Origin of the sequence: Sediminibacterium ginsengisoli (assembly GCF_900167075.1) — a bacterium.
Classification (GTDB): Bacteria; Bacteroidota; Bacteroidia; order Chitinophagales; family Chitinophagaceae; genus Sediminibacterium; species Sediminibacterium ginsengisoli.
Genome location: NZ_FUWH01000012.1, coordinates 12419 through 38689 on the forward strand (window position 1 = coordinate 12419; position 26271 = coordinate 38689).

General features: G+C 46.5%; 24 protein-coding genes. 7 read left to right on the top strand and 17 right to left on the bottom strand.

Annotated features, from left to right (window positions below; genetic code table 11):
- Nucleotides 1–27: 27 nt before the first annotated feature.
- The 8 genes from B5D42_RS15895 to sufB are packed head-to-tail and all read right to left on the bottom strand — an operon-like array spanning nt 28 to nt 7244.
- The gene (locus tag B5D42_RS15895; RefSeq protein WP_078832524.1) at nt 28–1200 is read right to left on the bottom strand and encodes an MFS transporter; all 1173 of its coding nucleotides are present in this window, start codon (nt 1198–1200) and stop codon (nt 28–30) included.
- A 17-nt stretch (nt 1201–1217) separates the two neighbouring features.
- On the bottom strand, nt 1218–1679 hold the full coding sequence (locus B5D42_RS15900) for an RrF2 family transcriptional regulator (protein ID WP_078832525.1): 462 nt from the start codon (nt 1677–1679) through the stop codon (nt 1218–1220).
- A gap of 17 nt (nt 1680–1696) precedes the next feature.
- Nucleotides 1697–2011 carry an iron-sulfur cluster assembly protein gene (locus B5D42_RS15905; protein WP_078832526.1) on the bottom strand — a complete coding sequence of 105 codons (315 nt, stop codon included), beginning with the start codon at nt 2009–2011 and terminating at the stop codon, nt 1697–1699.
- Complete coding sequence (locus B5D42_RS15910; RefSeq protein WP_078832527.1) at nt 1998–2450, bottom strand: SufE family protein; 453 nt, start codon at nt 2448–2450, stop codon at nt 1998–2000. Before B5D42_RS15910 ends, B5D42_RS15905 begins: the two co-directional genes overlap by 14 nt.
- A gap of 11 nt (nt 2451–2461) precedes the next feature.
- Nucleotides 2462–3697 (bottom strand): cysteine desulfurase, encoded by a 1236-nt coding sequence (locus B5D42_RS15915; protein ID WP_078832528.1) that lies wholly within the window; start codon nt 3695–3697, stop codon nt 2462–2464.
- Nucleotides 3694–4998 (bottom strand): Fe-S cluster assembly protein SufD, encoded by a 1305-nt coding sequence (gene sufD, locus B5D42_RS15920; protein ID WP_078832529.1) that lies wholly within the window; start codon nt 4996–4998, stop codon nt 3694–3696. The genes B5D42_RS15915 and sufD overlap by 4 nt, the downstream gene beginning before the upstream one ends.
- A 17-nt stretch (nt 4999–5015) precedes the next feature.
- Nucleotides 5016–5774 carry a Fe-S cluster assembly ATPase SufC gene (gene sufC, locus B5D42_RS15925; RefSeq protein ID WP_078832530.1) on the bottom strand — a complete coding sequence of 253 codons (759 nt, stop codon included), beginning with the start codon at nt 5772–5774 and terminating at the stop codon, nt 5016–5018.
- A 27-nt stretch (nt 5775–5801) separates the two neighbouring features.
- Nucleotides 5802–7244 (bottom strand): Fe-S cluster assembly protein SufB, encoded by a 1443-nt coding sequence (gene sufB, locus B5D42_RS15930; protein ID WP_078832531.1) that lies wholly within the window; start codon nt 7242–7244, stop codon nt 5802–5804.
- Between the two features lie 174 nt (nt 7245–7418).
- Here sufB and B5D42_RS15935 point away from each other — a divergent pair, with 174 nt between their 5' ends.
- From B5D42_RS15935 to B5D42_RS15950, 4 genes are all read left to right on the top strand, one after another.
- Nucleotides 7419–11342, top strand: a complete 3924-nt coding sequence (locus B5D42_RS15935; RefSeq protein WP_078832532.1) for a PAS domain S-box protein — start codon at nt 7419–7421, stop codon at nt 11340–11342.
- A gap of 104 nt (nt 11343–11446) precedes the next feature.
- On the top strand, nt 11447–11653 hold the full coding sequence (locus B5D42_RS15940) for a hypothetical protein (RefSeq protein WP_078832533.1): 207 nt from the start codon (nt 11447–11449) through the stop codon (nt 11651–11653).
- Nucleotides 11654–11684: 31 nt separating this feature from the next.
- Complete coding sequence (locus B5D42_RS15945) at nt 11685–12092, top strand: DoxX family protein (RefSeq protein WP_078832534.1); 408 nt, start codon at nt 11685–11687, stop codon at nt 12090–12092.
- A gap of 32 nt (nt 12093–12124) precedes the next feature.
- Nucleotides 12125–12685 carry a hypothetical protein gene (locus B5D42_RS15950; protein ID WP_078832535.1) on the top strand — a complete coding sequence of 187 codons (561 nt, stop codon included), beginning with the start codon at nt 12125–12127 and terminating at the stop codon, nt 12683–12685.
- Here the strand turns inward: B5D42_RS15950 and B5D42_RS15955 are convergent.
- Nucleotides 12678–13652 (bottom strand): GlxA family transcriptional regulator, encoded by a 975-nt coding sequence (locus B5D42_RS15955; protein WP_078832536.1) that lies wholly within the window; start codon nt 13650–13652, stop codon nt 12678–12680. The two genes, B5D42_RS15950 and B5D42_RS15955, sit on opposite strands and share 8 nt — an antisense overlap.
- A 140-nt stretch (nt 13653–13792) precedes the next feature.
- Between B5D42_RS15955 and B5D42_RS15960 the strand changes: the two genes are divergently transcribed.
- Both B5D42_RS15960 and B5D42_RS15965 read left to right on the top strand, forming a co-directional pair.
- Nucleotides 13793–14254, top strand: a complete 462-nt coding sequence (locus B5D42_RS15960; protein ID WP_078832537.1) for a DoxX family protein — start codon at nt 13793–13795, stop codon at nt 14252–14254.
- Nucleotides 14255–14263: 9 nt separating this feature from the next.
- A complete protein-coding gene (locus B5D42_RS15965) occupies nt 14264–14992 on the top strand; it encodes a metallophosphoesterase (RefSeq protein WP_078832538.1) in 729 nt (242 codons plus the stop codon).
- Between the two features lie 4 nt (nt 14993–14996).
- Here the strand turns inward: B5D42_RS15965 and B5D42_RS15970 are convergent, their stop codons facing one another.
- A complete protein-coding gene (locus B5D42_RS15970) occupies nt 14997–16079 on the bottom strand; it encodes a mannose-1-phosphate guanylyltransferase (protein WP_078832539.1) in 1083 nt (360 codons plus the stop codon).
- 75 nt (nt 16080–16154) lie between these two features.
- Complete coding sequence (locus tag B5D42_RS15975; RefSeq protein ID WP_078832540.1) at nt 16155–17117, bottom strand: KpsF/GutQ family sugar-phosphate isomerase; 963 nt, start codon at nt 17115–17117, stop codon at nt 16155–16157.
- Between the two features lie 230 nt (nt 17118–17347).
- On the opposite strand from B5D42_RS15975, the gene recQ reads away from it, so the two are divergent.
- Nucleotides 17348–19648, top strand: a complete 2301-nt coding sequence (gene recQ / locus B5D42_RS15980; RefSeq protein WP_078832541.1) for a DNA helicase RecQ — start codon at nt 17348–17350, stop codon at nt 19646–19648.
- Between the two features lie 83 nt (nt 19649–19731).
- Here recQ and B5D42_RS15985 read toward each other — a convergent pair whose 3' ends face one another.
- The 6 genes from B5D42_RS15985 to B5D42_RS16010 all read right to left on the bottom strand — a co-directional run bounded on the left by B5D42_RS15985 (nt 19732) and on the right by B5D42_RS16010 (nt 26180).
- The gene (locus tag B5D42_RS15985) at nt 19732–22311 is read right to left on the bottom strand and encodes an alpha/beta hydrolase family protein (protein WP_078832542.1); all 2580 of its coding nucleotides are present in this window, start codon (nt 22309–22311) and stop codon (nt 19732–19734) included.
- Between the two features lie 96 nt (nt 22312–22407).
- Complete coding sequence (locus tag B5D42_RS15990) at nt 22408–23166, bottom strand: LytR/AlgR family response regulator transcription factor (protein ID WP_078832543.1); 759 nt, start codon at nt 23164–23166, stop codon at nt 22408–22410.
- A complete protein-coding gene (locus tag B5D42_RS15995; protein WP_078832544.1) occupies nt 23147–24190 on the bottom strand; it encodes a sensor histidine kinase in 1044 nt (347 codons plus the stop codon). Before B5D42_RS15995 ends, B5D42_RS15990 begins: the two co-directional genes overlap by 20 nt.
- Before the next feature lie 110 nt (nt 24191–24300).
- Nucleotides 24301–24951 carry a hypothetical protein gene (locus tag B5D42_RS16000; RefSeq protein WP_078832545.1) on the bottom strand — a complete coding sequence of 217 codons (651 nt, stop codon included), beginning with the start codon at nt 24949–24951 and terminating at the stop codon, nt 24301–24303.
- Between the two features lie 236 nt (nt 24952–25187).
- The gene (locus tag B5D42_RS16005) at nt 25188–25700 is read right to left on the bottom strand and encodes a hypothetical protein (protein WP_078832546.1); all 513 of its coding nucleotides are present in this window, start codon (nt 25698–25700) and stop codon (nt 25188–25190) included.
- Between the two features lie 12 nt (nt 25701–25712).
- Nucleotides 25713–26180: an N-acetyltransferase gene (locus B5D42_RS16010; protein ID WP_078832547.1), complete on the bottom strand. Its 468-nt coding sequence runs from the start codon at nt 26178–26180 to the stop codon at nt 25713–25715.
- Nucleotides 26181–26271: the final 91 nt, after the last annotated feature.

Below are 26271 nucleotides of genomic sequence, written 5' to 3' on the forward strand. Positions count from 1 at the left end.
TGCTGTTGCGATACAGCATTACTGTCCTTACTTTTTACTGCGCGCAATCTTTCCCGACATTACCAACAGCAATGCCAACCCGCTCCACAGCAGCAGCTGCATCGTTACTACATGCCAGCCGCCGATTCGCCAGCATTGTACACCTGCAAGTGTTCCCAGCGCTCCGCCGATGAAATAGACGGTCATATAAACCGTATTGATCCGGCTGTGTGCAGTGGCATCAAGCGTGTAGATCGTTGCAAGATTGGTGACCTGTGTGGCCTGTACGCCAATGTCGAGCAGGAGGACTGCAATAATAAAACAGGTGATATTATAAGGGAAGAAATGGATCAGCAGTATGCCTGCGATGAGCAGTAAAACGGTAAGACGTAAAAACCGCCCGGGGTTACCCTTATCCGAAAGCCTGCCGAATAACGGCGCCAGCAATGCCCCGCCCACAGCCAGCATCCCGAAAAGCCCGATGGTGCCGGAATGATATTGAAACGGCGGACCGCTCAGGTGAAAAGTCAGCGTAGTCCAGAAAGAACAGAACGCACCAAATACAAGCGCTCCCAGCAAAGCCGTTCTTCTTAACAGGGAAAACCTTTTTACCTGCAACAGCGTTGACTGTAACAACTGACCGTAATTTCCTTTGAACTGCGCGGGCTGATCGGGTACTGCAAACCAGATCATACCGGCTGCTAAAAATACCATGGCTGCTGAAATGCCATAAACAGAACGCCAGCCGAACCAGGCTGTAATATATCCGCTGAATACGCGGGCCAACAAAATTCCTACAAGAATACCGGTAAACACAATACCCACCACTTTACCCCTGTTAGTACCGGCCATCGCTGCTGCCATTGGTAAAATGACCTGTGCCGACACAGCGCCTAATCCGATCAGCAGGCTCATGAAGTAAAGACCGGTTATATGCTGTACCAGTGTCATGGCAAGCAATACCAGTATCAATGCGCCCTGTAATAAAAGGATCAGTTTCTTCCGGTTCATTTTATCGCCCAGCGGCGTGAGGAAGAACAATCCGAGGCCGTAACCAGCCTGCGACAATACAGGAACCGTTCCGATCTCTGCTGCCGTAGCATGTATACCGGCTGCCATTTCCTGGAGAATGGGCTGGTTGTAATAAATATTGGCTACACAGATGCCTGCTGCTATTGCCATCACAATAACCTGCATGCTGCTTAATTCATGTCGTTTCATAACGAATGTTTTGCGGCCTATAATTCTTTTCGTAAGATGGCTTCAAGCAATGCCGCAGAATCCTTTTCAGGATTTACAAGGTGATAAAGCGTTACCTTATTGAGTAACTCATCCACCGTATATTGTATCATCTGCCAAAGCGATCTGGCAGAACAATCGACCGAGTGATTGCAAAGTTTCACAGCCCCGGAATGCGTTCTGCAGAAAGCATTATCAAACAGCGCACCGCCGAGGGCTTTCAGTACATCGTTGATGATGATCTCTTCTGCAGGCCTCGCCAGCACATACCCGCCTTTATTACCTGCCGTGCTGTTGATGAATCCTGCCAACCGCAATGAACGTGTCAGCTTGGCCACATAATGGCTGGTGAGTCCTTCAGCCTCACTCAGCTGGGGAATACTCATGCCTTCTGCCGAACTGCAGCCGCCGATGCGGATCAGTACGCGTAGTCCATATTCTTCCTGTGCGGTGATCTTCATGCAAACTCGTTTATTGATTATAACATGCCCAGCTCAAGCTGTGCTGCTTCAGACATCATACTTTTATCCCATGCGGGCGTCCAGGTTACAGATACATGTACATCATTCACACCTTCTATTGCCCGCACTTTCTGATCTACTTCGAGAGGTAATGATTGCGCCGCCGGACAGTTGGGCGCCGTCAGCGTCATCACGATCTGTACATTGCTGATGGGCAATATCTCTATCTCATAGATCAGTCCCATCTCATAAATATTCACAGGGATCTCCGGGTCGAATATGGTTTGCAGACAATCGACCACTTTCTGTTTCAATACATCAGTTTCCATCATGGTTCAATTGATTTTTCATTTTGAATGCCAGGGCGAAATGCTTCATCTGTTTCACCATGGCGAGCAATCCGTTGGAGCGCGTCTGGGCAAGGTGTTTCATCATACCGATCTCTTCCATAAAACCCAGTTTCGCCCCGAGTATCTCATCGGGCGTATGGCCTGATAAAACAGTGATCAGCATACTCACCAATCCTTTCACGATCATGGCATCACTGTCGGCTTTGAAATGAACAAGCCCGTCTTCATAACTGGCAACCAGCCATACAGCAGACTGGCATCCTCTTACCTTGTTCGCATCTGTTTTATGAACAGCATCCAGCACGGGCAACCGTTTTCCAAGATCTATGATGTATTCATATTTATCGTCCCAGGAATCAAAAAGAGAAAACGCCTCTACGATTTCCTGTTCTGTCTCCTGTATGGTTTTGCCTGTGCTCATTAACTCGGTTATTATAACAGCATTTTGATGGCTTTCCGCAGGCCTGCGGTCAGCTTTTCAGTTTCTTCAAGGGTATTGTATACAGCAAATGATGCCCTGCTTGTGCCGGGAATACCAAAACAAGCCATGAGCGGTTGTGTACAATGATGCCCTGTTCTCAGCGCAATGCCCTGGTTGTCGAGCAGGATTCCAATATCCTGCGGATGCACGCCATCGATCACAAATGAGATCACACTGGCTTTATTTTTAGCGCGGCCGATAATATGCAGGCCATCTATTTCTTCCAGTTGCCTTGTTGCCGCTTCGAGCAATACCTGCTCGTGTTGGGCAATATTCTGTTTACCGGTAACCGCAATGAAATCCAGCGCCGCTTTAAACGCGATCACATCGGCAATATTCGGTGTACCTGCTTCGTATTTATAAGGCAGTTCATTATAGGTTGTCTTCTCAAACGTTACCTCACTGATCATTTCTCCGCCGCCCTGGAATACAGGCATTGCTTCAAGTATCGCTTTCTTTCCATACAGAACACCAACACCTGTGGGACCATAGAGCTTATGCGCAGAGCACACAAAAAAATCACAGTCCAGCGCCTGAACATCTATATCCAGGTGCGGGGCAGACTGTGCCCCGTCGATCAGCACTTTCGCGCCGGCTGCATGTGCAGCAGTAATGATTTCCTTAACAGGATTGATAGTACCCAATGCATTGGATACATGTACAACAGCTACCAGTTTTGTTTTTTCAGAAAGCAACTGATGAAACACCTCCATATCCAGTTCGCCTATCTCATTCACAGGGATCACTTTCAGCTGAGCGCCTTTTTCTTCGCAAAGCACCTGCCAGGGGACGATATTGGAATGATGCTCCATCGCAGAAATAATGATCTCGTCTCCTGCGCTTATTTCCTTTCTTCCCCAGGTGGCAGCAACCAGGTTGATCCCTTCCGTTGTGCCTTTGGTGAAAATAACTTCTTCTCTTGAAGGAGCATTTATAAAGACCTGTGCCGCATCGCGTGTTGCTTCAAAAGCCGCAGTAGCTTCTTCTGCTAGAGTATGAATGCCGCGGTGAATATTTGCGTTACAGGTTGTGTAGTAAGATACAAGTGCATCAATCACTGCCTGCGGTTTCTGGGTAGTGGCCGCATTGTCGAGATAGACCAGCGGTTTGTCCTTCACCATGCGCTGCAGTATAGGGAACTGGCTGCGGATGATACCGGTATTGATATTGTTTGCATTTGTACTCATATGCTTTCTGCTGTAAGACGTTGGGCAATCAGTTCGGTTACATAGGCACGGATCGGTTCCAGTCTGATCTTCTCGAGAATATCCATTGCAAAACCCTGTAGCAATAAAGCGATCGCAGCTTTGTAAGGGATCCCGCGCGACTGCAGGTAGAACAATCCTTCTTCATCGAGGCTGCCTACGGTACAACCGTGAGAGCATTTCACATCATCCGCATAGATTTCCAGCTGAGGTTTTGTATTCACACTTGCGGCATCTGAAAGCAATACGTTTTTGTTCGACTGGAATGCATTGGTTTTCTGTGCATCCTTGCGGACAAAGATCTTGCCGTTGAAAACGCCGGTAGCATTATTGTCGAGAATACCTTTATAGAGTTCATTGCTCTGGCAGTGAGGCACTACATTATCTACCACGGTGTGGTTGTCGATATGACTGTTGCCCTGCTGAAAATACAGTCCATACAGATGTGCTTCCGCATGAGATGCTTCCATCACTGCGTGCAGATTATTACGTACGATACCACCATTGAGGGAAATGGTAACCACGTTTACCACGCTGGTACCGGTTTGCCTGATGTGAGTAGTATTTACCTGGCTCGCATCAGCCGAATCGTTTTGTATTTTGTAATAGGAAAGCTGTGCGTCTTTTTCAACCACCACTTCCATTACCTGGTTGGTGAAGCTGCCGGAGCCACCGATGGTGATATAGGTTTCCGCCAGTTGCAGCTGTGTGTTCTCCGACAGGTAAACAAGGCTGCGCGGCTGAGCCAGTACCGGTGTGTTGCGGGCATCGGATATATGATAGATGTATACCGGGTGCTCGATCACCTTATTTTTTGCAACATGAACAAAAATACCGCCATGAAGCAGGGCTGTATTCAGTGCATTGATGCCATCGTTCACGTAACTGCTGCTGTGATCAAAATGGGCGGCCACAATGGGTGCATATTCATTTTTAGCTGCCAGTTCCAGCAGCTGGATACTAATACCTGCAGAACGGATCACGGAATGTTGCTCCGCAAATATACCGTTCACAAATACCAGCACATTAGCTTCTTCGTGTGCAGGAAGCTGGTATGTAGTAAGATCATTGCTGCTTAAAGCGGCAATATCAGCTGCCAGTGTATATTCTTTATTGAACAGGCCGCTGATGCGGGTATATTTCCATTCTTCGTTACGAACCGTAGGAATGCCCATCCGTTCAAATGCACTGAACGCTTTGCTGCGCACAGCTGCCAGATTGCCCCCGGGTTCTTCCTGCTGCAATTGCTCAAACCTGGCCTTCAAATAATCTGTCTGATTCATTTCTTTTCTGAATTATGTTAGAGGCTGTTCACTTCGTTCTTGATAAAGTCGTATCCTTTTTCTTCCAGTTCAAGCGCCAGTTCTTTGGTACCTGTTTTTACGATGCGGCCGTTGTACAATACATGGATCACATCCGGCACCAGGTAATCGAGCAGGCGCTGGTAGTGCGTAATTACCAGTACCGCATTGTCTTTGCTGCGCAGTTTGTTCACACCGTTGGCTACAATACGGATGGCATCGATATCAAGGCCAGAGTCTGTTTCATCGAGAATGGCCAGCTTAGGCTGCAGCATCGCCATCTGGAAGATCTCGTTCCTTTTTTTCTCACCACCGGAGAAACCTTCGTTCAGCGAACGGCTCAGCATAGCCTGGTCCATTTCCATCAGCGCCATTTTCTCCTTCATCATTTTCAGGAAAGCCACTGCATCGAGCGGTTCTTCGCCCCTGTATTTACGTACTTCGTTAACTGCTGTCTTGATAAAATTGGTAGTACTCAGACCCGGGATCTCAACAGGGTACTGGAAACTGAGGAACAATCCTTCTGCGGCCCTTGCTTCCGGCGAAAGCTCAAGGAGATCTTTCCCGTTGAATGTAACAGAGCCGCCGGTAACATTATAATCCTGCCTGCCTGCCAGTACGGAAGCCAGTGTACTTTTACCTGAACCGTTGGGTCCCATGATGGCATGTACTTCTCCCGGCTGTATTTCAAGATTAATGCCTTTCAGGATTTCTTTTTCTTCAATGCCTGCCTGTAAATTATGTATGCGCAATAACATCTTTGCTTGTTTTTGATTTTTTATGATTTATCCTACACTGCCTTCAAGGCTGATCGCAAGTAATTTCTGTGCTTCGATGGCAAACTCCATCGGTAACTGGTTCATCACTTCTTTAGCGAAGCCGTTAATGATCAGTGCTACTGCTGTTTCTGTATCGATGCCCCGCTGGTTACAGTAAAAGATCTGGTCTTCTCCTACTTTTGAAGTGGTGGCTTCATGCTCCACAACGGAAGATTTGTTCTTCACTTCTATATAAGGGAAAGTATGTGCACCGCATTTATCGCCCAGCAGCAATGAATCGCACTGCGAGTAGTTACGGGCATTGGCTGCATTCTTGCCTACATGTACCAGTCCGCGGTAACTGTTATTACTCTGCCCGGCAGAAATGCCTTTGGATACGATACGGCTTCTCGTATGTTTGCCGAGATGCTGCATTTTGGTACCGGTATCTGCCTGCTGGAAATTATTGGTTACGGCCACAGAATAAAACTCACCTACGGAATGATCGCCTTTCAAAATAACGCTGGGGTATTTCCAGGTGATGGACGATCCTGTTTCCACCTGTGTCCAGGAGATCTTGGCATGATCGTAACAGATGCCCCGCTTGGTCACGAAATTATAAATACCGCCCTTGCCTTCCTTATCGCCGGGGTACCAGTTCTGCACCGTTGAATATTTGACTTCGGCATGATCGAGCGCTACAATTTCCACAACAGCCGCATGCAGCTGGTTTTCATCACGCATCGGCGCCGTACAGCCTTCGAGATAACTTACATAACTGCCTGGCTCTGCAACGATCAGCGTACGCTCGAACTGACCCGTGTTTTCTGCATTGATGCGGAAATAGGTAGACAATTCCATCGGACAACGTACACCCGCCGGAATAAAACAGAAAGATCCGTCGCTGAATACCGCTGCATTCAGCGCAGAAAAATAATTATCGGTTACCGGTACTACAGAACCCAGGTATTTCCTGATCAGCTCCGGATGATGCTGTATCGCTTCACTCATGGAACAGAAAATGATCCCCTGCTCTGCCAGCTGGTCTTTAAAGGTCGTAGCGATCGAAACACTGTCGATCACAGCGTCTACTGCAACTCCCGACAGTCTTTTCTGCTCTTCGAGCGAAATGCCCAGTTTTTCGAAAGTCCGCCTCAGTTCCGGGTCTATTTCGTCCAGGCTTTCGATGGTTGCTTTCTTCTTCGGCGCGGAATAATATATAATATCCTGGTAATCAATAGGCGGGTACTGGATATTGGCCCAGGCGGGCTCTTCCATTTTCAGCCATTGCCGGTAGGCTTTGAGACGCCATTCCAGCATCCATTCCGGTTCGTTCTTTTTGGCAGAGATAAAGCGTATCGTGCTTTCATCCAATCCTTTAGGTGCTTCTTCCGATTCGATCTCGGTTACAAAACCGTATTTATAGTCGCTCAGAACGGTTTGTTCAATATTGCTTAGCTTCTCATCCATATCAGTGTTCTTTTAGCACTATTTCAAACCGCAAAGGTACCGCTATTTATACAAAAAAGTATAAACAAAATTATAATTAAAATAGCCGCCCTGTACTGTTTTTCCGGTACGCTGATCCAAATTCAGATTTAATATGTAACTTATATTCTATACGCGTTGCGATAACCTGCGATAATGAAAAATTCACCTATTCCACCCAACGAAACTGAGCGGTTGGCAGCCCTGCGCGCTTACAATATACTGGATACATTGCCGGAAAAGCAGTTCGACCGGATCACGGAGCTGGCTTCCATTATCTGCAATACCCCCATTTCCCTGATTACGCTGATGGACGAGAACCGGCAATGGTTCAAGTCGAAGCTGGGCATGGAAATAAATGAGACCTCACGCGATATAGCGTTCTGCCGTTACACGCTGCTCAACAGCCAGATCCTGGAAGTGGAAGATGCGGCAAACGATGAACGTTTCAGGGAAAACCCATTAGTAACAGACGAGGAATCCCATATCCGGTTTTATGCCGGCTACCCGCTGATCGACAATAATGGTCATGCACTCGGCTCTCTGTGCGTGCTCGATAAAGTGCCGCGCAAACTCAGCACCGAACAACGCAGGGCATTACAGATCCTCGGAACATCAGTGCTGGAAATGATCGTTACACAGCGCCGCAACCAGGAACTGCAGAATTTTGAGAAGCTGTTCAACATATCGAACGATTTGATCTGTATCGCAGGAACAGACGGCTCTTTCCAGCGGCTCAATCCTGCATTTCACAAGGTTCTGGGCTGGGACGAGGAGTACCTGCTGCAGATCTCATTCTTCGATCTTGTACACCCCGACGATCTGCAGGCCACCAGACGGCATTTCAGCCTGCTAGCCGCGGGCAAACCCACTGTCAATTTCACACACCGACTGAAATGCAGGGATGGTGAATACAAGAACCTGCAATGGGTAGCAACACCTGAACCAACCACCGGTTACCTTTTTGCCATTGCCAGGGATATCACGCAGGAAAAACAGAAAGAGCTCAGACTTTATAATTCCGAGAACAGGTTCAGGGCATTTTTTGAGAATTCACAGGGATTGATGTGCACACACGATCTGAATGGAAAATTCCTCAGCATCAATATATCGGGAGCAGCATCACTTGGTTACGAACCAGCCGAGCTTTTACACCTCGGGCTTTTCGATATTGTCCCGGCGCATTTTCATTCCAACCTCCATGCATACCTGCAGTCCATCCGCACGGAAAAGCATGTGCGGGGCACCATGCATACACAACATAAAGACGGTTCCACGCTGATCTGGCTTTTCAATAACATCCTGGAAGAAGACCTGGAAGGGAACGAATACGTGATCGGCAATGCTGTAGATATTACGGAAAGGCATAAGCTCGAAGAGGCACTGAAATTCACCACGCAGATGCTGGAGCAGACCAATGAAGCTGCCCGGATCGGCACCTGGGATTTCAATGTGATCACCGGGGAGATCTACTGGTCTAAGCTGACGCGGGAACTGCACGAAGTGCCGGATGATTATGTTCCCGAGTTTGAATCGGCCGTTGCGTTCATGAAAACCCCCGACGTGATCAAAGAAGCAGTGGAAACAGCCATCGATGCCGCGGCTTCTTATGAGCTGGACCAGCAGATCATCACCGCCAAAGGAAATGAGCGCTGGGTAAGGATCATCGGTACGCCTGAATTCCAGGATGGAAAATGCGTGCGGCTATATGGCACTTTCCAGGATATCGACGAAGAGAAAAAAGCGAAGCAGGCATTACTCAATGAAAAAGCCAGGCTCACGGCATTTGTGAAGCATGCGCCTGCCGCCGTTGCCATGTTCGATACAAAAGTCCGTTATGTTGCCTACAGTAACCGCTGGCTGGAAGATTATCACCTGAACGATGATATCATGGGCCGTTCGCATTATGAAGTATTTCCCAATATTTCGGACGAATGGAAAGCCATTCACGCACGCGTGCTCCAGGGCGCTGTTGAAAAGAAAGAGGAAGATATATGGCGCCCGGAAGGCTGGGATCATGATCAATACCTTTACTGGGAAGTCCGCCCCTGGTACCAGTATGATGGCTCTATCGGCGGCCTGATGATGTTTACACAGGATATTACCGATGCCAGCGAACAGCGTGAAGAACTGAAGCGGGCCAAACTGCAGGCAGAACAATCCAGTATTGCAAAATCCGAGTTCCTCGCCAATATGAGCCACGAAATCCGCACACCACTGAATGGTGTGATCGGCTTTACCGACCTCATGCTCAAAACATCACTCAACGCCACACAGGAACAGTACTTATCCATTGTGAACCAGTCGGCCAATTCATTGCTGGGCATCATCAACGATATTCTCGATTTTTCAAAGATCGAAGCCGGCAAACTCGATCTCGATATCGACAAAACCGATCTCTACGAACTGAGCACACATGCAGCAGACACGATCACTTACCAGGTAGAAAATAAAAAACTGGAGTTACTGCTGGATATTCCTGAAGGTTTGCCGCGCTTTATCTGGACTGATTCCGTACGCCTGAAACAGGTGCTGATCAACCTGCTCAGCAATGCCGTTAAATTCACGGAGGAAGGTGAGATCAGGCTGGTGATAAGACAGGCAGCATCGGGCAATGGCAAAGCATTACTGCATTTCGAGGTAACGGATACGGGTATCGGTATTCAGCCCGAGAAACAGCAGAGCATTTTCGAAGCTTTTTCGCAGGAAGATCATTCCACTACCAAGAAATACGGCGGTACAGGCCTTGGTCTTACCATTTCCAATAAGCTGCTGGGATTGATGGGCAGTCGCCTTGAACTGCAAAGTACGCCCGGCAAAGGCAGTAGTTTTTCTTTCAATATTTCGGTCAAAGCAGAATACGAAACCCCGGCTGCATGGAGCGGGCTCGAGAAGATCAGGAAGGTTCTGATTGTGGATGATAACGAAAATAACCGCATCATCCTGCGCCAGATGCTGCAGTTGCGGGGTATTCACAGTGATGAAGCGGCAAGTGGTATCGAAGCACTGCAGATACTCGACAAAGGCGGCAGATACGATGCTTTGCTGATGGATTACCATATGCCTTATCTCGACGGCCTAGAAACTGTTAAAAAGATCCGGGAGAGTCTTAGAAGACCGCTCACGGAACAACCGCTTATCCTGCTGCAAAGCTCATCAGAAGATGAAGCGTTCATTCATACCTGCGAGTTGCTGAACATCAGGCAGCGCCTTGTAAAACCGATTAAATCTGCCGATCTCTATCATGCCCTGTACCACCTCTTCAACCAGGAAGCCCCGCCGGTTGAAGATACCCTGAAAAAGAACGAACAGGCTGCAATGCAGCAATTGAATGTGATGGTGGTGGAAGACAATATGGTGAACATGCTGCTCACCAAAACCATCGTGCGGAAAATAGCACCCAATGCACTGATCACTGAAGCCGGCAACGGGGTACAGGCTATTGAAAAATATGCATTGCAGCAGCCTGACCTGATCCTGATGGATATACAGATGCCCGTTATGAACGGCTATGAAGCCACACAAAAGATCAGACAGAACCAGGGCAATGTGCATATACCCATCATTGCGCTTACTGCTGGCAATGTATTAGGCGAAAGGGAAAAATGCCTGGCAGCCGGCATGGACGATTTTATCGCCAAACCCATCGTGGAAGAATCATTGCGGCCGCTTTTCAAAAAATGGATCGCATCCGCTGCAAGGTCTGCGGCAGAAACTTCGCCGGCGGTTGCAGAACCGGTCAACACAGGCATCCATTTCGACCTGCAGGTGATCAAAGGCTATGTAGGCGAAGATCCCGACATCCTGAAAGACATTCTTACCACTACCCTGACAGAACTGAAATCTTCACTGGCAGTGCTCGGAAAACAGGTGACCGGAGAAGATCTTGCGGGCATCAAAGCAACAGGACATAAACTATATGGCACAGCCGCAACGGCAGGCATGAAACCGCTGGCAGAGATGGCAAGAAGTCTTGAATACCAAACTGAATTCAATACAAAAACGATCGGAGATCTGTTTGGCCGCGTGCGTACGGAGATCAATCATATCACCTCAATGATCGAAGGCCTCATACAATAATAAGAGCGGACTGTCGCAACTGACCCTGTAAATTGACGTATCCATGACCGCCTTTGCAGGTAACTGTATGTTACATTTGCTGCAGAAACAAATCCTGCCTGCAAATGGTTGAAGTCTTTAAAACAAATGTACAGGCGCCTGCACAGGCCGATGAGATCATTGCCATACTACAGTTCCATTTCCCGCAGACAAAAATTAACTTTGACCTGCAGGACTGCGACCGGATCTTACGTGTGGAAGGACATTGCGCAGCCGAAAAAATTGTACACCTGGTTACAGCAAACGGATTCAGTTGTGCAGTACTCGAATAATGATTAAATTCCATTTTAAAACAATATCCTCATGCAAAACAAACTGCTCCGCACCGGTTCCCTCAATCCTGAATTTGCAGCATTGATCGTCAGGTTATTATTCGGCTGCCTGTTCATCAATTATGGCTATGCAAAACTGACCGGGTTTAACCAGATCCTTCCCATGTTCGGCGATATCATCGGTATCGGTTCAAAGCTTTCGCTGATCCTGGTTGTATTTGCAGAGTTTTTCTGTGGGATCCTGATCACGATCGGTCTGTTCACGAGGCTGGCAGCGATCCCTGTTTTTATCACGATGGTTGTTGCCTATTTTATCGCCCATGCCAATGATCCGTTTCTCGTTAAAACGCCTGCATTCGTTTATATGATCTTATCCATTGTTATTTTCATCAATGGCAGCGGCAGGTTTTCAGTTGACAGGCTGATCTTTAAAAAATAAAAGTGCGGTTAAACCGGTAAAGATATTAGCAGATGAAAAAAAGTTTTTGGATCCTCCTCGTGATCACCTGTACATGTTTCGCTTATTGCAGCCCCAGGATACAACATACTACAGATGAAACATCGATGGCTATTGATTTTATCAAACAGGCAATGGCTGAAAAAATGTCGGGTAAAGAATTTATTCTTTCCGGCAAACCCAGGAATATGGAAGAGTTCACCTGCCTGGAGAACCTGATGGAAGACACCGCGGGTTTTTCTGCTGCAGAACGCAGGCAGATCAGAAAGCAGGTCTCACACCCGGGTATTACCGCCTGGACGGGTGATATGTTTCCACAGGCCCGGATACTGAACGCAGACACTATTAAAGCGGCGTTCATGGAACGTGATAAAAGCTGGCCTTATTTCCATAAGCAATACGGTAAAAGCTATTACCAGGTTTCCGTTCCCATTTTCTTACGTAACAATACATTATGCCTTTTTTATACGGACTATAATTGCGGCCCTCTCTGCGGGCAGGGAGCATGGGTGCTGTATAAAAAAACCGGCGATAAATGGGAAAGCATAAAAACCTTCTGTCGCTGGATCAGCTGAATGTAATGTTGTATTTGTTCCGGTAATCCATCGGCGACAAGCCCGTGATCTTCTTGAATACGCTCCGGAATGCTTTTGTATCGGAGTAGCCGACTTCGTACATTACTTCGCTTACATTTTTTCTGCCTCCTTCGAGGATCTGTTTGGCTGCTTCAATTTTCACGCGCTGGATATATTCAATAGGCGTATTACTGGTTGCTTTTTTAAATCTTCTTTCAAAATTGCGGCGGCCGATGGCGAACTTAACGGCGAGTTCTTCCACAGAGATCCTGTCGCTGATATTGTTCTCGATAAATTCCTGTGCCTGTTTCACGGGTTCGTCTTCATGGTCTTTCTGGCCGCGGAAAATGAGGAATGAGGACTGGTTCTCGCGTTCGATCTCTATAGCAAATACTTTAGCCGCGAGAACAGCTGTTTCCCGGCCGGCATATTTTGCAATGATGTGCAGGATCAGGTTCATATAGGAGAAAGCGCCGCCGCTTGAATAAATTCCGTTTTCGTCGGTAATGATCTTTTCGGTTACGAGTTCCACATCCGGGAACATTTTCCTGAAATCGTTGGCCGCCATCCAGTGAGTGGCGCATTTCCGTCCTTTCAGCAATCCTGTTGAAGCCAGCAGGAACGCACCGAGACAAAGGCTTGCCACTTCTGCGCCATTATTGTATTGAGAAACGATCCAGGGAATAAATTCCTTATTATCCTCCAGTGCCTGCTGCAGGTCGCCATCGAGTGCAGGAATAATGATGAGATCAGTTTCTGCAACTTTATCGATCACGGTATCCGCATGGATCGTAAAGCGGCCGCCGCTGGCCTGGGTTTCCTGTGTAACGCCTACCAGTTCCACTGTAAAGACCGGCCCTTCGCCGCGCATAGCAAAAAATCCGTTGACCTGGGTCAGCAGCTGCCGCGAGCCTTCCAGGCTGGCAAGTATCGCTCCTTTGGGAACAAGTATCGAGATATGCTTCATGCTTTAAAAATAAATACATTTTATATCCCGCCTGATCGTATTTTTTCAAACGGCTGTTTTTTAACCGTTTATCTGAAAAAGCAATATTCACCATTATGGCATTGTAATTGCATTCAGTATAGCAGATATCAGACCACTATATGAAAAACGGACTTCTTACAAAGCTTTTCGGTGTGCGCCAGCATGCCCATATTGTATCGGCAGCTTTATTGCTGTTGCGTATCGGCATTGGCGCAGCGCTGATGTTCCACGGCTGGCCCAAGATCCAGAACCCGGCCGGATGGATGGGGCCGGATGCAGGACATTCGGCATTTATGCAATCACTTGCTGCAATTTCCGAATTCTGTGGCGGATTGGCCTTGATCTTAGGTCTTGTTACCCCGCTGGCCGCTTTTGGCATAGCCTGTACCATGGGAACAGCATTTTACATGCACCTGGTTGTTTTTAAACATCCTTTTGTTAATTTAACAGGCGGCCCTTCTTTCGAACTCGCACTGGCATACCTGCTTATCGCTTTGCTGATCCTGGTTGCAGGACCGGGTACTGCTTCGCTCGACAGGGCTATCTTCGGACTTCGGGGAAGACGAAACATGAGTTATTAACCAGATTTCATGAGGACAATCGTAATTGGAGACATTCATGGCGCTTACAGGGCATTGCGGCAACTTTTAGAAAAAATCTCACCCGCTGCCGGCGACAAGCTGATCTTCGTGGGCGATTATGTAGACGGCTGGTCAGAATCGGCCCAGGTGGTATCGTTGCTGCTGCAGCTCCGGCAACAGGTGTCCTGTCTTTTCCTGAAAGGTAATCACGATACATGGTGGGGCGAATGGCTGCGTACAGGTAAAACGGATGAGACCTGGTTGATGCATGGCGGGTACGCTACCATTGAGAGCTACAAACTGGTTACGCGTGAGGCAAAAAACGAGCATTATGATTTTTTCAGTAGCCTTGAAAATTATCATATCGACACGCATAACAGGCTGTTCATACATGCGGGATTTACTTCGCGGCGCGGACCAGCTTTTGAACGGCATGCTGAGAACTATCTCTGGGACCGCACTTTATGGGAGGTGGCGGTAACGCTCAATCCCGTGATACAGAAAACATCGGTGCTTTACCCCAAGAGATTATTGCTTTTTGATCAGATCTACCTGGGTCATACCCCAACCTTACGCTACCAGGTAACAGTACCCATGCATGCAGCCAATGTATGGAATGTTGATACAGGTGCAGCATTCACAGGCAGGTTATCCGCCCTGGAAATTGAAACCGGCGAGTACTGGCAAAGTGATATCGTGCAGGATCTTTACCCGCTCGAAAAAGGGAGGAACCGTTAAAGGATCAGAGGTATTTGTCGCCTTTGTTCCGCTTTACTTCTGCAACATATTCTTTGATGGCCTGCTCTTTGTCTTTCCGGCAGATGAGTAAAACGTCTTTGGTATCCACAACGATAAAATCGTCGAGTCCCTGCAATACCAGCAATTTATTATGCGGTGCAGAAACCATGCATTTGGTGGCATCGATCACGATCACGTTATTGCTGGCAACGGCATTGCCGAGATAGTCTTTTTCGAGGTTATCGTAAGCGCTGTTCCAGGTACCAAGATCGCTCCAGCCAAAAGAGGAAGGGATCACATATACATTATCCGCTTTCTCCATAATAGCCACATCTATGGAAATATTGGTGCACAGCGGGTAAACGCGGCCGATGGCGTCTTTTTCAGCCGGGGTATTGTAATCGGTTTTCATACCATCGAACAGTTCGAACATTTCAGGCTGGTACAGTTCGAAGGCTTTTACCAGGTTCTTTACTTTCCATACAAAAATGCCGGCGTTCCAGAGAAAATCGCCGCTGGCGAGGAAGGTTTTTGCAAGTTCCAGGTTGGGTTTTTCGGTAAAGGTCTTTACTTTAAAAACACCATCGGCCACCGGCATTGCTTCATGCTGGATATAACCGTAACCGGTATTGGGATAGGTGGGGTTGATTCCTAAGGTTACCAGCGATTTGATATGTTCTGCAAAATCGAGCGCACGGAGCGTGATGAGGCGGAAATTTTCATTATCCAGGATCATATGATCACTGGGGGCAACGATCAGCGAAGCTTCAGGGTCTTTCTGCAGCAGTTTGAAAGAGATATAAGCAATGCACGGTGCCGTATTTTTACGGCTCGGCTCGGCTATAATATTTTCGGTTGCGAGTTCAGGCAGTTGTGCTGCCACGATAGCCTCATATTCCTCGCTGGTGATAATATAAATATTCTCTTTGGGTATGAATGCGGCGTACCGCTCATAGGTCCATTGTATCAGTGATTTGCCGGTATTGAGTATATCGAGGAATTGTTTTGGATAAGCAGTACGGCTCTGGGGCCAGAAACGGCTTCCGATGCCACCAGCCATAATGGCCACATAATGACGTTTGTTCATTCGTTAGAGATTTGTAGCTGAAAAACATGCAATATTAGCTGCTTTCCCGCTTATTCCTGAATATCCGCCTGAATTCTATATAATGCCTTCCCTTACCAGGTCGTGAATGTGGAGTATTCCCAGGTAATTACCGTTTTCCGCAACGATCAGCTGGCTGATATCATAGGATCGCAACTCATTCAGGGCATCAACGGCCAGTACATCCGGGGCTATCGTATGCGGTGCGGGTGAAAGTATATCGGAAGCTTTAATATGACTGATATCGCTGCTTTTTTCGAGCATGCGGCGCAGGTCGCCATCTGTAATGATACCGGCCACCTGGTTGTTTTCATCTGTTACAGCAGTTACGCCAAGCCTTTTTTCTGTTATTTCAACGATCACTTCTTTCAGGGAAGCTCCGGGCAAGACTTTCGGAACAGGATTTCCTGCAAACAGGTCTGCCACACGCAGGTACATTCTTTTCCCAAGGTTGCCGCCGGGATGGTATTTTGCGAAATCGTGACCCGAAAATCCGTTCAGTTCCATCAGGCAAACCGCCAGCGCATCTCCCATCACCATCTGTGCTGTAGTACTGCTGGTTGGAGCCAGGTTGTTAGGGCAGGCTTCCTTACTTACCGTGGTATTGAGCATTATATCCGATTCACGGGCAAGAAAGCTGGCAGTATTACCGACCATGCCGATCAGGATATTGCCGAAGTTCTTTACCAGCGGAACCAGTACCTTGATCTCAGGGCTTTCGCCGCTTTTGCTGATCAGCAGCACAACATCATCCTGCTGGATCATACCAAGGTCGCCATGAATGGCATCAGCAGCATGCATGAACAGGGATGGGGTGCCTGTAGAATTCAACGTGGCAACAATCTTTTGCGCAACGATGGCGCTTTTACCGATACCGCTGATCACCAGCCTGCCTTTTGATCCGTGTACGGCATTGACAGCCTTTTCAAAATCATCGTCGATAAATGCTGCCAGGCCAGCTACCGACTGCGCTTCTAACGCTATGGTATTCAATGCGGTCTGTGATATAGATTGTTTCATGGCAGGCAAAGGTACAGCTAAACTTTAACAGGCTGTAAGAGATAATACCCTTATACTTTGTTAACTTCGCGATCCTTTTAAAAGTTATTCTTCGGTCTCTGAGCGGCTGAAAATAACAGCCGGAATCTATAATGCCTTCGTGGGAACCGGTATGAAAATCCGGTAAAAGAGATTAACTTATCTGTTTGTAAGATGTTCCGCTGAAAAGAGGATAAAATGATTTAGAAGCAATGGCCACAACTACAAAAAAAACGCCTGCAAAAACCGAAGCGAAAGCCCCCAGGCCAACCAAGGTTAAAAAAGCGTCTGCTACCCCCAAAAAAACACTATCAACTGCTGAATATGATATTCATGCAGGTCTTGAAACTTATTTCGGATTCAGAGAATTTAAAGGCACCCAGGAAAAAGCGATCACAAGCCTGATGAGCGGCCAGGATACTTTTGTGATCATGCCTACAGGCGGCGGTAAAAGTCTTTGCTACCAGTTACCGGCCATGCTGATGCCCGGCTGCGCCATCATCGTTTCGCCATTGATCGCTCTTATGAAAAACCAGGTTGACCTGGTTCGCGGCTACAGCGAAAAAGACGATGTAGCACATTTTCTCAACTCGTCACTCAACAAAGGACAGATCAAAGCCGTTAAGGATGACCTCATCAGCGGCAAGACCAAATTATTATACGTAGCTCCTGAAACACTCACCAAACAGGAGAACCTCGATTTTTTCAGCGACCTGAACATTTCTTTTTTCGCTGTGGATGAAGCACACTGTATTTCGGAATGGGGACATGATTTCAGACCCGAATACCGCAGGCTCCGCGAGATGATGGACATCATCAATCCCGATATTCCCGTTGTTGCCCTTACCGCTACTGCCACACCGAAAGTACAGAGCGATATTGTAAAGAACCTCGGGCTCCGCGAACCCAATGTGTTCCTTTCCTCTTTTAACAGGTCGAACCTCTATTACGAGATCCAGCCGAAAATAAAAATGGACCAGACGGTGAAAAGCATTGTGCGTTTCATCAGTCAGCATAAAGGCAAGAGCGGTATCATTTACACGCTGAACCGTAAAACAACCGAAGAACTGGCAGCATTGCTTGTTGCCAACAATATAAAAGCCGTTGCATACCACGCAGGGCTTGATCAGAAGCTGCGTGCCGAAAGACAGGACCAGTTCCTGAATGAAGACGTACAGGTGATCGTTGCAACCATTGCATTCGGAATGGGAATCGATAAACCGGATATCCGTTTCGTGATCCATTTCAATATTCCCAAATCCATCGAGAACTATTACCAGGAAACCGGTCGCGCCGGGCGTGATGGCATGGAAGGGATCTGTATCCTTTACTACTCGCATAAAGATGTGGCCAAGCTGGAACATCTCATGCGCGACAAACCATTAAGCGAACGCGAAGTAGGCGGACAACTGATCGACGAAACCGTAGCTTACGCCGAAAGCTCTGTATGCCGCAGGAAAATACTGCTGCATTATTTCGGGGAAGACTGGACTGTTGAGAACTGTGGCAATTGTGATAACTGCCGCAGTAAAAAAGAAAAGATCGAGTCGAAGGATGAAGTGGTAAAAGCGCTGAAAACCATTACGGCCCTCGATGAACGTTTTGTTACAGATTACGTGGTAAGCGTGCTTACCGGCAAACTCACGCCGCAGATCAGCATGTTCAGGCACGATGCGATGGAAGTATTCGGTACCGGCAAAGACAAAGAAGTGCATTTCTGGAACAGCCTGATCAGGCAGATGATGCTGGAGAACCTGATCCGTAAGGATATTGAGGAATATGGCCTGCTGAAGATCACGGAAAAAGGGCACAAATTCCTGAAGAAGCCGTCCTCATTCAAAATCGTGCTCAATAATCTTTTTGAAGATGCCAATGCAGACGATGAAGAAGGAGAAAGCGGGGCACAGACCGGCAGCGCTGCTGATGAAAAACTTTTCGAAATGCTGAAAGAACTGCGTCAGAAGGAAGCCAAGAAAAAAAGCCTGCCGCCGTTCGTGATCTTCCTCGAAAACTCTTTACAGGACATGGCAACACTTTACCCTACAACCGTTGGGGAGCTGGACAAATGCCAGGGTGTAAGCAAGGGCAAAGCACTGAAATACGGCAAGCCGTTTGTAGAGATGATCGCGCGTTATGTGGAAGAGAACAATATTGAGAAGCCGGATGATTTTGTGATGAAGAGTGTTGCCAATAAAGGCAATAACAAGATCTATATCATTCAGAATGTAGACAAGAAGATCCCGCTCGAAACCATTGCGAGGAACAAGAGCCTCCGCCTGGATGAACTGCTCGAAGAAATGGAAACCATTGCCGCAAGCGGCACACGGCTCAACCTTGATTATGCCATCGATGAATGGCTGGATCACTACGACCAGGAAGAGATCATCGAATATTTCAAAGGCTGTGAAACATCATCGCTCCAGCTGGCACAACAGGAACTGAGTGAGAATGATTATACCTGGGAGCAGCTGAAGATCATGCGTATCAAATTCCTCAGCGAATACGGTAACTAATATAATGACACGCGACAAAAGATAACGCTTAAACGCGAAGAAGGCTTCCTGCATGCAGGAAGCCTTCTTACTTATTACCTAAATCACAACCAACCTTTTACGCGTCCTTCCCATTTTGCCGGCATGCCGTTCATCCATTGCGGCGCAGGCCTGCCTTTCAGGTAATGCTCGAAAAAGCCGTAAAGCCTCATTGTAAAGTCTTTTTTATTTTTCGGGTTCGACAGCACATGATTCTCTTCAGGATAGTTCAGCAGCCAGGCTTTTTTATTCAGGCGTTTCAATGCACTGTAAAATTCAATGGACTGGGCAAAAGGCACGATACCGTCCTTTTCATTGTGCATTAATAATAAGGGTGTGCGAATACGGTCTGCAGCAAACAGCGGCGAATTGGAAATATAAGCTGCCTGGTTCTCCCATAAAGAAGCACCGATCCGGCTCTGGTTCTTTTCATAGATCCATTGTCTGCTTTCGCCAAGATTCGTGCGCAGGCTGCCGTACGCACTGATCATATCACTCACGGTAGCGCCGGCAGCAATCGCTTTGAAGCGGTTGGTACGCGTTGCGATATAAGCGGCTTCATAGCCGCCCCAGCTATGGCCCTGCAAGCCAAGTCTTGCAGTATCGAGCCATTTGTTTTTTGCAAGATGATCGATCGCGCTGAGCATGGTTTGTAATGCACTCTCTCCGGGCTTCCCGGTGGTGTAACGGACCCTCGGCACAAATACCAGGTAACCATTGCTTGTATAATGCGCAAAATCGATAAATGACGCCGACCAGTTGGGATTTACATATGTGTTGATATTCCCGTAATCTTCATAGATAAAAGTGATCATCGGGTATTTGACTTGCGGGTTGAAATTCTCCGGCTTGTACAACACACCTCGCTGAGCTTTACCCTGCCATTGCCATTCCACCACTTCCGATGTATACCAGTTATGCTTTTGCTGCATTTGCTTATTCAGCACATATAACGTATCGAAATGAAGCATATCACGGGTATGGAAAAAACCGTAAAACGAAGTGTTCCCGAATGACAATACCAGCGAACGGTCCGATGCGATATCCATCCCGGGAAATGCAAAAGCATAGTTGCCGTAGATTTTCTTTTCCCATTTCCTGGGTGTGCCTGGCATCACAGCAAAAAAACCGGATTCTGTTTTATTGGTATTCTCTGCAATGAATAATAAAGTATCGCCGGTTTGATATGCTGCTTCCGTATTGAGGGGCGCGTAAAAGGAAAGGCGGATATTATTCTTACGTCCATAACCATCTGTCAGGCAGGTAGCCGGCATTTTACCTGCGGGATCTGCTTCCCATACATCATAGGCCGTGTTGAATAAGAGCGCAGCATCTTCTTTTTTCCATGCAGCAATACCGAATGATTCTGCAGGCTGCGGGAGAAATGCTTCCTTCTCTGCCAGCGGATCTGTAATCCCTTTTCCTATCACAGTGTTAACGGAAGTAGCAATATTCCAGCTGTGGTATTGTTGCCTGTCCCTGTCGAACCAGGTAACATATTTACCTGCAGGTGATAAAGATGCTTCCCCGCCGATGTTTTTCGCCACCAGTGTACGATTGCCGCTGGCGAGATCAACTACATAAAAATCATGTCGTGCAACAGGATCCCATTGCAGCAGGTGCCTGTAACCGAGGCTGGCAACAAGCAATGCGTGCGTTGCCGTTTTTACTGCCGGCAGCTTCAGATCTTCAGACGGATCTTTGCTTAGCTGAACCACCTGGCGGCTTTCCGGGTAAAAAACAAACTGGCACTGCGCCAGCAGATCTCGCTGCAGGTCTTTTTTCTGTGCGGGGTAAATACGTTCGTCCGCAGTGCTCCAGATCTCCACTTTCGCCATATCGGCAACCGGTTGAGCAGGCACACTGTCTGCATGATTCATGGTAAAGAAAAATCGCCCGCCGCAGAATTGCAGTTTTGACGACAGGTTCATTTTCCAGGTCGAATCTTTCAGCAGGGAAGAAAAAAGGAGTGTGGATTTTTTACCAGTATCATACCATACGATATCCGGCTGTTTATTCCTTTCCACCACACAGGCAAATCCACCTGTTTCAGTGTTCCAGGTAAACTGTTGCAAGGCGGTGATATTTTCAGCAACGATCACAGATTCGCCTGTAGCAAGATCGTCGTACTGCAATTTATTGTCAGCCAGGTATACAAACGCTTTACCGGAAGCCTTTCCCCTGGCCGCCAGTGGTTTTATAATTGTTCGTAATACCTGGCCGGCAAGGCTTTTTACAAAAAAAGTATCCCGTTTAGCGGAATAATAAGAATATACGGAACTGTTACTGTCGGCAAAGCTGAGCTCTTTCATGCCAGGCAACAGATTCAGTTGTCCGCTCTGCAGTTCAATAAATGCGAGTGTATCGCCCTGCTGAAAACTCCAGATACGACTGTCTGTTGTAAACCGGCCTTGTTTTGCGTTAGGGAAGCGTTGTTCTTTACCCGTTTTCAGGTGCCTGAGATAAAGAGCAGGATTACTCCAGTCGTTAGCTGAAACGCCAAAACTCACCCATTCACCATTACTGCTTAACCTTCTTTCAGAAAAAGTTTCCCAGGAAGCGTATTCTGCGAAATCGATTGTTTTTTTCTGCGCCTGTAAAGCCATGCAAAAAAGCATACCGGATGCCCACAAGATATATTTCATGCCGATTGTTTATCTGCCTGTAAACTTACACGCAGGCCAATATGCTGACCAGGCGGAATTACATGAGTCAGCATTATTATATCATGAAGCGTATATTCAGCGGCCCATCCAGGTCTTAAATGCTCTTGCTTTCTCGCGGCTGATGGTGATCGGGCCTCCCGGCGCAGGTTCAAGTGTAACGGATAATTTGAGGTTTTTTCCTGTAATGATTCCCGCAACGGATCTGGTGTGTACAATAAAAGAACGATTAGCACGATAGAACATTGCAGGATCAAGCATTTTCTCAAGATCTTCAAGCTTATAATCCACCATGTATTTGTCTTTATTGGTGGTAACCAGAAAAACAAGTCGCAGATCGCTGTAGAAATAAGCGATTTCATCCGTGGTGACAGAAATATACCGCTGCCCGTGTTTTACAAGAAATTTATCCCGCCAGGATGGAGGAGGTGCTACCTTATTCAGCAGGGCTTCCATCCAGGTATTATCGTATGCGAATCTTTGCTGAAGCTGTTTGTATTTCTGCAGACCGAGTTCAAGGCGTTCTTTTTTTATCGGCTTCAGCAGGTAATCGATACTGTTCTGTTCAAAAGCCTTAAGCGCGTATTCGTCGTATGAGGTGGTGAAAATAATACTGCTCCTGACCTCCGTTTCCTGGAAAATGCGGAAACACTGGCCGTCCGACAATTCAATATCCATGAATACGATATCGGGATGTTCATGATTGCGGAACCAGTCGATAGCAGTACCGGTGTCGGGCAATATGCCCAGTATTTCAATAGTATTGTCTATTGCCTGCAATTGATGCGCCAGCCGTTCCGCCCCGGGTTGTTCGTCCTCAATGATCAGCACTTTCATATACAGGATGCTTTAATAATGGCAAGGTAACGGTAAAGCTTGTGGCAGATTCCACAATTGTGATATCCGGCTGGTGCAGCAAACGATAACGTGTGATGATACTGGACAAGCCTTTTTTCTCCGAAGGAACCGATATATGTTTTTTGTTGATGTTATTCGTTACAACCAGGTGCTCATTTTTTGTTTCGATGGTTACCTGTAATGGCGAGTCCGGAAGAATGGCGTTATGCTTTACCGCATTTTCAACCAGTAGCTGCAGGCAGAGCGGCGGAAGCAGGTAATTTCCATGATCATCATCTACGTTTATGGTAAGTTCAAATCCTTTACCAAAACGGCTTGTCAGGAGATCGGCATAGGCATGGATAAAATCAAGTTCTTCGCTCAGGGGCACAGTCAGCTGGTCTCCCGCTTTGAGTACGTACCTGTACACGTCTGACATGCCTTCCACAAAACGTTCGGCACGGTCTGCGTCTTTATGTATGAGTGAAGAAAGGGTATTGAGTGTATTGAAGAGAAAATGAGGCTGGACCTGGCCTTTCAGGGAGGCGAACTGCGCCCGAAGGTTTTCGCGACGCATGGCTTCTTTTTCTTTCTCCAGTATTTTCCACTGATCGAAAAAATACATGGCTTCATAAATAGCAGCGATGAAAATGCAGTAAAATATATTCTGCCCCATCAGCCGCAGGTAAGGATAGAATTGAATAGGTCCCTGTGGTGTAGGATAAAGGTCGATCAGTTCCCCGAGGAAAAATTTGATATAAGGTATGATCACCACAATCAGCATGGTGATCAGGGACACTATCCAGAGCCTGCGTTTGGTGAGCGCAATACCAGGATAAAATTTTCGCGTGAGCATGATCCCCAGCCGCAATAATTCCCACACGATAAATGTGGTGATAATGGTATAGAAGATCAGTTTATAGGGATCAATACCATACTCCGTTACCGACATCAGGTAAAAGCACACGAAGGAAACGATATTGATCACCAGCTGGCCAAAGATCCGTAAACGGGTATCACGCATATTATAAAAGTACAGCTGAACCGGTAAAAAATTCAGCGATCCTTATCCGTACAAATAAATAAACCGGCCTAGGCCGGTTTATTTATCTTTTTGAGGAATATATTCCGGTATTATCCGGGCATCCTTGAAATATATTTTTCAATTTCTTTCACCTGGTCTACTACTTGTTTGGTAGTGGGTTTGCAGGCTTTTGCCTTGCGGAAGAATTCTTTGGCAGCGCGGAATTCCCTTTTATTCATAAAGATCTGGCACATGCTCAGGTAAGCTACAGCTTCGCTCTCTTTGTCGGGGATACCTGCGCGGATTGCTGCGCGGATATAGCTTTCACCTTGTTTCAGGTCGCCGCGCTGCATGGCCATCATGCCCAGTTGCAGTTTATTGGCTCCTTCTGCTTCCGCCATCGGCGAACCCAGTTCGGTACTTTTTTTCAGGTGTTTTTCAGCAGTATCGAAATCCTGCTTCATCATGGCCAGGTTACCTTTGATGGTGTAATAAGTGGAACGAACAGGCTTATAAAGCAGGTTCGGGAACCAGATGGTGTTCAGGATTTTTTCAACTTCGTCCACATTTCCCTGTTCCATAGGCTCCTGTATCAAACGCAGGGGGCCAATGAAAAAATGGCTCGCCAGCGCGATCACGCCGATGAAATAAAGGAAAAATGCGGGCCAGAAGCTGCTGTAAACATTTATAACAACGGCCAGCACCAGCGACAGCAATCCTAACCAGAAACGATATTTGATCAACACATTATAGATCTTCATAAACTCTTTTTTGCGAGCGGCAAAGATAAGGGTTAGCGGCAAAGGGGCGAAATAACGGGTTCCGTCCATGCCACAAGCAGAATTTGAAATGAGAACAGGAGCATGGTTTTATAACACTTGAATGATGTGAGTTAATTCATGTACTAAAAGTGCTGTAAAGTGATCGATATCCTTTTCTTATCTAAAATAAGGCAGATATAGTCCTATATTGTTTAATAATGCACTAATTACAATTTTTACATTTCTGATAATTCACTAATTTTTACCTGCTTTTCTATTCCTGGCCTCCATTGTTCCTGGCTTGACATCGTATCCGATATTTTTTCCTGGTAATATACCTGATACCAGGTTTTTTTGTGAAACTCACATACATTCTTAAACATTTTTTCTGAATGTATCATCAGTTTTAAAATAAACTCTTCTTTAGGTTCACGGTGATTGTTGATAATCTGGCTTAGAAAAACAGGGGTAACATTGATATCTTCTGCGAATTTGCTTCGCTGGGGATAAATTGCATCAATATACATTTCTAAGAAATCAGTAAAATGATTGTTGTTATCATATACGGGTTCTTTTAGGTAAGCTTCCATTTTTAACTTCAATTGCAGGAGTTTTGCCCGAATGATTTGTTCCCTGGGAATAGCCTTCATTCTTTCTAACCTGGCCTGCATTAAGGCTACCGAATCAGATTCCCTCTCCTTTTTATTCTTGTACCTAGAATCTACACCGTATTCAAAATCATGGATCATAATATATCTTTATTAATTGTTGTCAAATAGATTAATCAGATCTATTATTTCTGGCACTTCTAAGCTTAGTGTTATTCCGGTAATGTTCATTTTATATTTCTCTATATAATATTGGGTTAATTCGGTTTTAGGTCTTAATGAAATACATGCTAACTCTCCATATTCTGCAACTGCGATTTTAGCAGCATGAGCAATCAGGTTACCTGCGATTTTATCAAATTTTTTTTTGCTTCCCTTGTTTTCTTTTGAGACAGATAACAACCTGATATGAACCCGCCATTCAGCATAAATCCTCTCTAATGAAATAACGCCCAAGATTTCATTTTCACCTTTGATAGTTAATTTATAAACCTCCTCATTTTGTTCGTCTTTCCAATTAAAGAAATACCGGCTTTTTACTAAAAACTTATAGTCTGCCTTTTCAACAGGAACAATCTTTATCGGAAAAAATTTTCCCGTAGAAACCTCCTCAATATTCATCTACATTAAAGTTAATTAAAGTTTACGTAAAACGTAAACTTTTGTATATAAGTTTCCATTTTTGGGAAATTTTAATCTACTCTCACTGTAT